The organism is Nakamurella deserti (assembly GCF_003260015.1).
In the GTDB taxonomy this organism is placed as follows: Bacteria; Actinomycetota; Actinomycetes; order Mycobacteriales; family Nakamurellaceae; genus Nakamurella; species Nakamurella deserti.
Map to the genome: position 1 here is coordinate 2,929,799 of NZ_QCXS01000002.1, position 9,017 is coordinate 2,938,815.

At 72.9% G+C, this 9,017-nt stretch carries 10 protein-coding genes; 5 read left to right on the top strand and 5 right to left on the bottom strand.

Going from position 1 to position 9,017, the window contains the following annotated elements; all coding sequences use genetic code 11:
* Window positions 1-33: 33 nt before the first annotated feature.
* Together DB033_RS13355 and DB033_RS20740 are read right to left on the bottom strand one after the other, a co-directional pair.
* Window positions 34-426, bottom strand: coding sequence for a helix-turn-helix domain-containing protein (locus DB033_RS13355; protein WP_111767112.1), 393 nt, complete (start codon window positions 424-426; stop codon window positions 34-36).
* Between the two features lie 213 nt (window positions 427-639).
* Window positions 640-1,653 carry a hypothetical protein gene (locus tag DB033_RS20740; protein ID WP_157970676.1) on the bottom strand — a complete coding sequence of 338 codons (1,014 nt, stop codon included), beginning with the start codon at window positions 1,651-1,653 and terminating at the stop codon, window positions 640-642.
* A 331-nt stretch (window positions 1,654-1,984) separates the two neighbouring features.
* Between DB033_RS20740 and DB033_RS13365 the strand changes: the two genes are divergently transcribed.
* Window positions 1,985-2,182 carry a hypothetical protein gene (locus DB033_RS13365; RefSeq protein ID WP_111767113.1) on the top strand — a complete coding sequence of 66 codons (198 nt, stop codon included), beginning with the start codon at window positions 1,985-1,987 and terminating at the stop codon, window positions 2,180-2,182.
* Window positions 2,183-2,282: 100 nt separating this feature from the next.
* The gene (locus DB033_RS13370; protein WP_157970677.1) at window positions 2,283-3,212 is read left to right on the top strand and encodes a hypothetical protein; all 930 of its coding nucleotides are present in this window, start codon (window positions 2,283-2,285) and stop codon (window positions 3,210-3,212) included.
* A gap of 49 nt (window positions 3,213-3,261) precedes the next feature.
* On the opposite strand, the gene DB033_RS13375 is transcribed toward DB033_RS13370, so the two are convergent.
* Window positions 3,262-4,164 (bottom strand): MSMEG_6728 family protein, encoded by a 903-nt coding sequence (locus tag DB033_RS13375; RefSeq protein ID WP_111767115.1) that lies wholly within the window; start codon window positions 4,162-4,164, stop codon window positions 3,262-3,264.
* A 44-nt stretch (window positions 4,165-4,208) separates the two neighbouring features.
* The gene (locus tag DB033_RS13380; RefSeq protein WP_111767116.1) at window positions 4,209-4,835 is read right to left on the bottom strand and encodes a TetR/AcrR family transcriptional regulator; all 627 of its coding nucleotides are present in this window, start codon (window positions 4,833-4,835) and stop codon (window positions 4,209-4,211) included.
* Between the two features lie 72 nt (window positions 4,836-4,907).
* On the opposite strand from DB033_RS13380, the gene DB033_RS13385 reads away from it, so the two are divergent.
* Complete coding sequence (locus tag DB033_RS13385) at window positions 4,908-5,735, top strand: alpha/beta fold hydrolase (RefSeq protein ID WP_205843800.1); 828 nt, start codon at window positions 4,908-4,910, stop codon at window positions 5,733-5,735.
* Window positions 5,736-5,780: 45 nt separating this feature from the next.
* Here DB033_RS13385 and DB033_RS13390 read toward each other — a convergent pair whose 3' ends face one another.
* The gene (locus DB033_RS13390; protein ID WP_205843801.1) at window positions 5,781-6,797 is read right to left on the bottom strand and encodes a LacI family DNA-binding transcriptional regulator; all 1,017 of its coding nucleotides are present in this window, start codon (window positions 6,795-6,797) and stop codon (window positions 5,781-5,783) included.
* A 185-nt stretch (window positions 6,798-6,982) separates the two neighbouring features.
* On the opposite strand from DB033_RS13390, the gene DB033_RS13395 reads away from it, so the two are divergent.
* The gene (locus DB033_RS13395) at window positions 6,983-8,434 is read left to right on the top strand and encodes a sugar porter family MFS transporter (RefSeq protein WP_111767117.1); all 1,452 of its coding nucleotides are present in this window, start codon (window positions 6,983-6,985) and stop codon (window positions 8,432-8,434) included.
* A gap of 93 nt (window positions 8,435-8,527) precedes the next feature.
* On the top strand, window positions 8,528-9,017 hold a 490-nt coding region (locus DB033_RS13400), incomplete at its 3' end, for a sugar phosphate isomerase/epimerase family protein (protein WP_157970678.1).

Here is a 9,017-nt window from a genome sequence, read left to right on the forward strand (position 1 = left end):
CGACGGCTCTCTTTCCTGCCCACGATGGAGCGTCTAGGTACGACGCTGGCGGCCCTTGGCCCGCCGGCGCTCGATGGTCACTTCGCGGAAAGCCTCGTACGTCTCCTGCAGCGCCCGGCGCTGCTGGGGTGTCAGGTCGGCGTCGGCCTGGATGGCGTCCAGGACCGCCGATCCGGCGGCACCGTCGACCCGTTCCGCGTCGTCCTCGTCGGTGGACCGCAGGGTCTCCGCGGAGACCTGCAGCGAATCGGCGATGGCGTGCAGGACGTGCTCGGACGGCTCTCGCAGACCCCGCTCGATCTGCGAGAGGTACGGGTTGGAGATACCCGCCATGGCGGCGAGCTGACGCATCGGCAGCGACGCGAGTTCGCGCTGCCGACGGATGATCTCGCCCAGCGTCGACGACTCGGGCCAGGTGTTGCTCATCCCGCCATCCTACTCGGGGGTAGGCGGCTGAATGGGGCAACGCCCACCCGAAGGCGTGGACCGCGGAGCGCCGGATCGCGCACCCGGCACACCCCCGTGAACCCCGGAACCGCCCGGACGCGGCCGCTCCCGCAGGAACGACCGCGTCCGGGCGGTGTCACCGGTGCGCGGCCGTCAGGGCCGCGCACCGGAGGCCTCGGGCGAGGCCGGTGCTCACTTCAGCAGGTCGCGGACGGCCTTGGTGTACGCGGAGTTCAGCTCGACCAGCGCGCGGTTCTGGGCGCGGGACAGCTCGGCGACCCAGGAGACGTCGGTGGCGGCGGCCAGGTCCTTCTGCAGGTCCAGGTAGGCGGCGAAACCGGCGTCGTAGGCGTCCAGCCATGCCAGACCGGCGACCTTGCCGTGCGCGGTCATCGTCTGGGCGACGGCCTGCACCTTGTGGGTGGCGTCCTCCATGGCCGGGCGCGCCGACTCGGCGGCCTTGGTCAGGTAGCCCGCGACCGCGGTGGAGTTGTCCAGGGCGGTCTGGCCGTACTCGTGCGCCTTGGTGGTCATCTCGTCCAGCGACGGGGTGTAGGCGGTGAGGTAGTCCTGCGCGCGCTTGGCGGCGTCCTCCATGGCCGGCACGAACGACTGCGCCAGCTCCTGCGCCTTGCGGGTCGCGTCCTCGATCGCCGGGCGGAAGGTCTCCGCGGACGACGTCCAGTACTCGACGACCTTCTTGTTGGCGTCCTCGACGACCGGGACCATCGACGCGGCGAGGTCCTGGGCCTTCTTGGCGGCGTCCTCCATGGTGGGGACGAACGACCCGGCGGCCTTGGTCATGTACTCGGTGACGGCGGCGGTGTTGTCCTGCGCGGTCTTCACACCCGCCTCGTACCCGGCGCGGGTGTGGTCGGCGGCGGCCTGCGCGGCCTCGGTGACCGACTTGGTGACCTCGGCGGTGGTGGCCTTGGCCTCCTCGGTGGCCTTGGTGCCGGCGGCCACGAGGTCGCTGGTCAGGTCCTGGGCGACCTTGGTCGCGGAGGCGGTGGCGGAGGTGGTGGCCTCCTGCGTGGTGTCGGCGACCGAGGTGGTGGCGTCGGCGGCGGCCCTGGTGGCGGTCGCGGCGGCGGCCTTGGTGGCCTCGGCGGTGGCCTTGGCGGCCTTCGCGGTGGCGGCGCTGGTGGCCTTGCCCGCGTCGACGGCCTTGGCGAACTGGGCGGTGCCGTTGGTGGTCTCGGCCATGAGCTGCTCCTCGTGTGCGATGGGTCCCGGTGACGGGCTGATGCGTCGTTCCGTGGCCGTTGGTGCTGATCGGCCCTGTTAGCAGGTTAGCCAGCAGGCCCGGCTAACTGCAAGCACGGGTGAGTCATCGCACACCGCACGGACCGCAGGGTCCGACGAGGCGGCGGCGGCGGCGCAGGGATGTGTCGCAGGCCATGCCGGCGACCTGGAACGTTCTAGGCCGCCACCGCGTCTGTATGGGTGGAAGGAACACCACGGTCCGCCGGGCCGCACCCTTCCAGGCAGCCCTACGACAGCGATGCCTCCATCCCACTCTCTGGAGGAGAACCACATGAGCCCCAAGGACATCCGACGCCCCGCCACGCTGACCCGGGTGCTGTCGCGGGCGACGAAGCGTCGCACGCTGGCCCGCGAGCTGGCCGGCTTCACCACCGCCGCGGACCGTCTCGAGCTCGAGACCCTGCTCGAGGCCCAGCCGTCCGCCGACACCCGTGAGGTCCGCGCGATCCTGGCCCGTCAGGCCGCCTGAGCCGCCCGCCCCGGAAGGCCGTCCCGCGATCGGGGCGGCCTTCCGGCGTCTGTGGGCTCGTGCGCCGCGGCCGGAACCGGCCCGCGTAGCGTGCGCAGGCATGACGCGCCGGAGCGGAGTGCTGGTCCTGCTCGCCGCCCTGCTGGTGCTGGTCGTCACCGCGCTGCGTCCAGGGCCCGTCGCCGGCACCGCAGCAGCCGAGCCCGTGCCCGGCCCCCCGGCCGCGGGCGAGTGCGTGTCGGAGCCGGTGCAGCAGTACCCCGGATACGGCGGGGGCACCGGTCAGACGTATGTCTATCCCCAGCTGACGGTCGCGCCGTGCACGGGCCCCCGCTTCGCGGAGGTCGTCTCGGTGCTCGACGCACCGGCCCAGCCGCAGATCGTCGCGCAGGGCTCGTCGCTGAACATCTCCGATCCCAACCAGGCGGCCTGTCGGACCGCGGTGCACGACTACCTGGGCACCGCGGTCACGGTCGACCCGGCCGGAGTCATCTGGTCTACCGTGACCACGGTCGAGGTGTCGGTCACCCGTCCCGCGTCGCGGCAGGAGGCCGCTGGGCAACGCTGGTTGGCGTGCCTGGCCGCGGCCCGCGGCCCGACCCTCCCCGGACAGGAGCCGGCACCCTACGACGGGACGCTGCGGGACGCGATCGCCACCGGCGCTGCGCGGGACCGCATCGGTGCGTGCGCCACCGCGCCCGACCTCGACACGGCCTACCCGGCGGCGGCCTGCAGCCGCCCGCACACCGTGCAACTGCTGGCCACCACCCGCGACCTGCCGGCCGGCACCCCGATCGCGACGGTGTCCGACGGCTGCCGCTGGACCGCCGAGCGGCTGACCGGTCTGCCCGACGTCACCGCGGCCGGCGCCCTGACCGTCCGCGTCGTGGTCAGCGTCGACGGCCGCACCGTGACCGGTGACGTCCTACCGGCGGACGCGGCGGTGGCGTGCGGCCTGGGCACCGTGGGTGGCCGCACGCTCGGCGGCGGACTGGTCGGCCTGGGCGCCGCGCCGCTGCCGTGGATCTGACCGGTCGGGACACCCGGCGTCGGGACGTCTCGGACACCGGGGGCCGGTGTCAACCCGTCGGAGTCCGCAGCCGTACCCGGAACAGCGGCCGCACGTCCTGCAGTGAGGCGGGCGGGTCGACGTCGGACCGGACGAGGACGCCGTCGAAGGCGACCGGGCGCTGGTGGTGCAGACCGTGCTCGGCGGTCCTGGCCCAGCGGTAGTCCCCGGTGACGGTGCCCACCAGCAGCCGGGCCCGGTGCTCGACGAAGACGGCGACCCGGTCGCCGGTCCGGATCTCGTTGACGAAGCGGGCCAGCGCGACCAGCGGCTTGGTCCGGCGCCGGGTGAGACCCAGGGCGGCCTGCAGGTCCTCGATCTCGTGACCGGTGGCGTCGCCGGTCATCCCCGACTCGGTGCCGAGCGCGATCATGCCCTGCTCCAGGCAGGTGCCGAGCCGGGCGGAGGATTCCGCCGGCACGACCCACAGGGTGTCCCCGGTCCGCACCGGCGCCGGCGGCGGCGCCGGATCCGGCCCGGGCCAGTGGTAGTCGAGGTCCGTCGGGGTGCCGCGGAACCGTGCGCCGTAGAACGCCGGATCCTTGGCCAGCAGCTTGCTGCGGTGGGACAGGTGCAGCTGCGGGTCCCCCAGCCAGGACGGCAGCTGCCCGCGTGCGGCGAGGTCGTCCTGGTCGAGACCGGCGACGTCGGGCGCGAACTCGGCCATCTGGTCGTAGGTGGTGTCGGCGTGGCCGAGCCGGGTCCAGGCGCGGGCGCAGATCAGCCCGTACAGCACCAGGGCGGGGACGTGGTGGCGCCACATGACGACGGCGGGGTGGTTGGCCCAGCCGTACTCGGGCAGCTCGAGGGCCCGCAGGATCTGGAGGGTCTCGACCCGCTGCTTGCCGAGGCGGGGCGCGTCCAGCGACGCCGCGGACTCCTCGAAGTCGGGGTAGGGCAGGAACGTCTGCATGCAAGACGCTGTGCCCGATCGGAGCGTTCTCCCTGCGGTCCGGGTCACCGGGCGACGACGTCCGAGGCATGGTGGCGATGCAGGGCGGTGGTGGCGACGAACCACTCCTGCCACTGCGCGCCGGTCCAGCCGCGTCCGGCGAGCCGGAGCCAGACGTCCCGCGAGGCGGTCGTCCACACCGCATCGATCACCGCGGTCGGTGGATCCGGGCGGCGCAGCACCAGCGTCATGGCGAAGCGGACCTCCTCCCACCGGGTCTGCTCCCGGACGACGAGCCGGGCGGCGGCCGCCGGATCGGTCACCGCGGCCTCGTCGAGGACCCGCTGGATGCGGGCCGAGCGCTCGTGGGCGCCGGCCAGCCACCGGGCACCGGCGGCGAGCCGGGTGTCGAGATCGCCCTCGGCCATCAGCCGGTACTCGGGCATCTCGCGGACCCGTACTCCGGCCCCGGCCGACAGCGCGGTGTCGATGCACGCGTCCAGCAGCGCCAGCTTGCTGTCGAACAGCGTGTAGACCGTCTGGCGCGCGACACCGGACGCGGCGGCCACCCTGGCCATCGTGGTGGCCACCCAGCCCTCGTCGAGGAACATCGCCGCGGCGGCCTCGAGCACGGCGGCCCGGGTGCGCCGCGACCGTGCGGTCCGTACGTCGGAGCTGTAGGTCCTGGGCACGGTCGCATGGTAGTTGACATTGACTGGACGCTGCGTACAGTCAATCCGATCCACCGCCGAGAGGTCCCCGCCATGGCTGACACCGACGTCCGCACCCGGTTCGTCCCCACCCCACTGGGCCGGCTGAGGGTCCGCGCCGTCGGCCGCGGTGCGCCGGTGGTGCTGTGGCACAGCATGTTCGTCGACGCGACGAGCTGGGACCGGGTCGTGCCGGCGCTGGCCACCGACCGGCGGCTGCTGCTGGTGGACGGGCCCTCATCCGGCGGCAGCGACCGCCTCACTCGCGCCTCCGACATCGCCGGCTGCGCCCTGGCCGCCGGCGCCCTGCTCGACGGCCTGGCCGACGAGATCCACGGCCCGGTCGACTGGATCGGCAGCGCGTGGGGCGGTCACGTGGGGATGCAGCTCGCCGCCACCCAGCCCGAGCGGATCCGCCGACTGGTCGCCATCAGCGCACCGACCGACCCCATCGACGCCGGCCTGCGCCGCAGGCTGCGTGTGTTGCTGCCGTTGTTCCGGGCCGTCGGCGCCCGCGGCCCGGTGCGATCGGCGATCCTGGACACGCTGTTGACCGACGCCAGCCGTGCGAGCGACCCGGTGGCGGTCGAGCTCATCCTGGGGCCGCTGCGCCGGGCCGACCGCGAGGGCATGGCCCTGGCCGTCGAGACCGCCATCGTCAACCGGACCGATCTGGCCTGGGCCGCCGCCCGCATCCGCCGGCCCGTGCTGTTCGTGACCACCGACGACCGGGGCGAATGGACGCCGGAGCGGGCCCGCGAGGTGTCCGCCGGGATGACCGACGCCCGGGAGGTCACCGTGTCGGGCTCCCGGGTGCTGCCGGCGGTCGAGCAACCGGACGCCCTGGTCGCGGCGATCCGGGAGTTCTGGGCGTCGACCTGACCGGGGCCGGGGGGTACCCCGGGTGGGACGGGCCGGTGCGACGGGTCACGGACCCGGCGGCGGACCCGTCGTGCTGCCGACGACCAGGTGCGGCGCGACGACGACCTCGCGTGGCGCGGTCCGCCCGCCCTCGAGGCGTTCGATGAGCATCAGGACAGCTTCCTCGGTCAACCGCTCGGTGTCCTGCCCGACGGTCGTCAGATCCACAGACCTCAGCCGCGCGACCGGACTGTCGTCGTAGCCGATGACCGACACCGCCGCCGGGACCACCACACCGGCCCGCTCGAGGGCGTCCACGAGCCCGATCGCGCTCCGGTCGTTGAACGCGACGACCGCGGTCGGCAGCCCCCCGTCGCGCAGCGGCCCTGCCGCGGCGGCGCCGGCCACCTCGGTGTCACCACCGCCTACCACCCTGATCTGGTCCCCGAGTCCGTGCCGGCGCATCGCGGCGCGGTAGGCCCGGCGCCGCAGCACCGACACCTCCCCGCGGCCGCCGTCGACGTGGGCGATGCGCCGGTGCCCGAGGCCGACGAGGTGACCGACCGCCTGCTCGAACGCGACCCCGTCGTCGGTACGCACGACATCGACCGCGGTGGAGTCGATGTGACGGCCGACGAGGACGACGGGCACGCTCGCCGCGATCCGGTCGACCTGGGCGACCGGAGCGGTGGGGCCGAGCAGCACGAGCGCCTCGCACCGCGAGTCGAGCAACGTCTCGACGGCCTGCCGCTCGTCGTGGCCCGGCGCGACGGTGCTCAGGATCAGGTGGTACCCGTGCCGGTGCGCGGCGCCGTAGACGTCGCGGACCAGGCGCGCGTGGAACGGGTTGCTGATGTCCAGCGCCACCCCGATGAGCCGGCTGCGGCGGCTGGCGAGCACGCTGGCCGCGCGGTCCGGCCGGTATCCCAGCCGCGTCGCCGCCTCCGACACCCGCTGCCGCGTCGCCGCACTCGGCCCACCCACACCCCGCAGCACCAGCGACACGGTCGCACTGGACACGCCCGCCGCCGCGGCGACGTCGTCCAGCCGCACCCGTCGGGGTGGCGTCGCTTCGGACATCATCCGCCTACTTTGTCTTGACAACAGCACCGTGGTCGCCAACACTGACGGTACTCATTGAAGCGCTTGAAAACCAGTGGCCGGGGTCGTTCGACACGCCCGCCACGGGCCCACGCGGCGCCCGGCAGCAGCGGGCCGCCGCCACCGCGCACGACGACGAGATCCGTTCACACCGAGGAGGAGCCCCAATGGCGGGGATCACGGCATCGCGCCCCCAGGGACCGGCGACGAGAGAGCACAACCGTTTTCTGGTCAAGCTGACGGTCATCTCGACCCTCGGGGGTCTGCTGTTCGGCTACGACACCGGCGTCATCTCCGGCGCGCTGCTGTACATGAAGGACGATCTCGGTCTGACCACCACGTCCGAGGCGATCGTCGTCAGCTCGCTGCTGTTCCCGGGGGCCGCGATCGGCGCTCTGCTCGGTGGCCGGCTCGCCGACGTGCTGGGACGCAAGGGCAGTCTGCTGGTCTGCGCCGGCCTGTTCCTGGTCGGCGCCCTGGCCTGTGCGCTCGCCCCGAACGTCACCGTCATGGTCGCGGCCCGCATCGTCCTGGGCCTCGGCGTGGGTGCGGCCGCCGCGACCTGTCCGCTGTTCCTCGCCGAGATGGCCCCGGCGCACCGCCGCGGCCGGATGGTCACCATCAACGAGCTGATGATCGTCAGCGGCCAGATGCTCGCCTTCATCATGAACGCGGTGCTGGACCAGCTCATCGACGACACCCACGTCTGGCGCTGGATGCTCGGCGTCGCGTCGATCCCGGCCGTCGCGCTGTTCGTCGGCATGTTCTTCCTGCCGGACTCCCCCCGCTGGTACGCCCTGCGTGGCCGCCACGACGAGGCCGAGCGGACGCTGCGGCTGAGCCGCGGCGACGCCGAGGCCACCGGCGAGTTCGCCGTCATCACCGAGCACGCCGAGCGCGAGCGGTCCGCGGACCGGGGCGACGCCTTCCGGCAGCTCCGCGAACACCCGTGGATGCGGCGCACCCTGTGGATCGGCATCGGCCTGGCCACCGTGCAGCAGGCCACCGGTGTCAACACCGTCAACTACTACGCACCCACGATCCTGCAGTCGACCGGTCTGGGCACCAGCGCCTCGCTGATCGCCACCATCGCGGTCGGCGTCACCTCCGTGGTCATGACCATCGTCGGCATCGTCCTGCTGGGGAAGTTCAACCGACGTCCGTTGCTGCTCACCGGCTTCACCGGGGTCGTCGTCGCCCAGGTGGTGCTCGCGCTGACCTTCCAGCTGCCCGAGTCGACCGTGCGCAGCTACCTGATCCTCGGCGCGATGCTGCTGTTCGTCGCCTTCGTCCAGGGCTTCATCGGCACGCTGGTCTGGCTGCTGCTGTCGGAGATCTTCCCGATGGCCATCCGCGGCTTCGCCATGGGTATCGCGGTGTTCTTCCTGTGGTGCGTCAACGCCCTCATCTCGTTCGTCTTCCCGCTGCTCGTCGAAGCCGTCGGCGCCACCGTCACTTTCGGTGTCTTCGCGCTGATCAACGTCGGCTCCCTCGTGTTCGTCACGAGGTTCGTCCCGGAGACCCGCGGCCGGACGCTCGAGGAGCTCGAGGACGACTTCCGCGACCACGACGCCACCCACCTGATCACGACCGCCCCCGCCGGCGTCGTCGGCTCCTGAACCCGCCGCGCCCTGCGCGACGACCCGTTCCACAATGGGGACCCTGCCCGGCGCTCCCCCTCTCCCTGCCCCCCTGCGCTCGAAAGGCCTGATGTGACCGCGAGAGTCCCCACCGAAGACGTCTCCCAGCTGGTCCTGGGCACCGCCCCGGATTCGTGGGGGGTGTGGTTCGCCGCCGACGAGCACCAGGTCGGGTGGAAGCAGTACCTCGACGAGGTCGCGAGGGCGGGCTACGTGTGGACCGAGCTCGGCCCGCAGGGGTTCCTGCCCCAGGACCCGGCCCAGCTCCGCGACGAGCTCGGATCCCGCGGCCTCGAGGTGGCCGGCGGCACCGTCTTCGCCGGGCTCCACAAGGGCAAGGAGGGGCTGGACAAGGCGCTGGCCGACTTCGGCCGCGAGGCCCGACTGCTCGCCGCGGTCGACGCGAAGTACCTGGTCCACCTACCCGAGCAGTACACCGATCTGCACACCGGCGCCGCCACCGGCACCGCCGACCTCGACCCCGACCAGTGGCGCCACCTCGTCACCGGCACCGACACCCTCGGCAAGGCCATCTACGAAGAACACGGCGTCCAGCTGGTCT

Excerpts from the sequence above, each read along its gene's own strand:
- DB033_RS13355 (WP_111767112.1), bottom strand. The coding sequence starts at position 426 with ATGAGCAACACCTGGCCCGAGTCGTCGACGCTGGGCGAGATCATCCGT.
- DB033_RS20740 (WP_157970676.1), bottom strand. The coding sequence starts at position 1,653 with ATGGCCGAGACCACCAACGGCACCGCCCAGTTCGCCAAGGCCGTCGAC.
- DB033_RS13365 (WP_111767113.1), top strand. The coding sequence starts at position 1,985 with ATGAGCCCCAAGGACATCCGACGCCCCGCCACGCTGACCCGGGTGCTG.
- DB033_RS13370 (WP_157970677.1), top strand. The coding sequence starts at position 2,283 with ATGACGCGCCGGAGCGGAGTGCTGGTCCTGCTCGCCGCCCTGCTGGTG.
- DB033_RS13375 (WP_111767115.1), bottom strand. The coding sequence starts at position 4,164 with ATGCAGACGTTCCTGCCCTACCCCGACTTCGAGGAGTCCGCGGCGTCG.
- DB033_RS13385 (WP_205843800.1), top strand. The coding sequence starts at position 4,908 with ATGGCTGACACCGACGTCCGCACCCGGTTCGTCCCCACCCCACTGGGC.
- DB033_RS13390 (WP_205843801.1), bottom strand. The coding sequence starts at position 6,797 with ATGATGTCCGAAGCGACGCCACCCCGACGGGTGCGGCTGGACGACGTC.
- DB033_RS13395 (WP_111767117.1), top strand. The coding sequence starts at position 6,983 with ATGGCGGGGATCACGGCATCGCGCCCCCAGGGACCGGCGACGAGAGAG.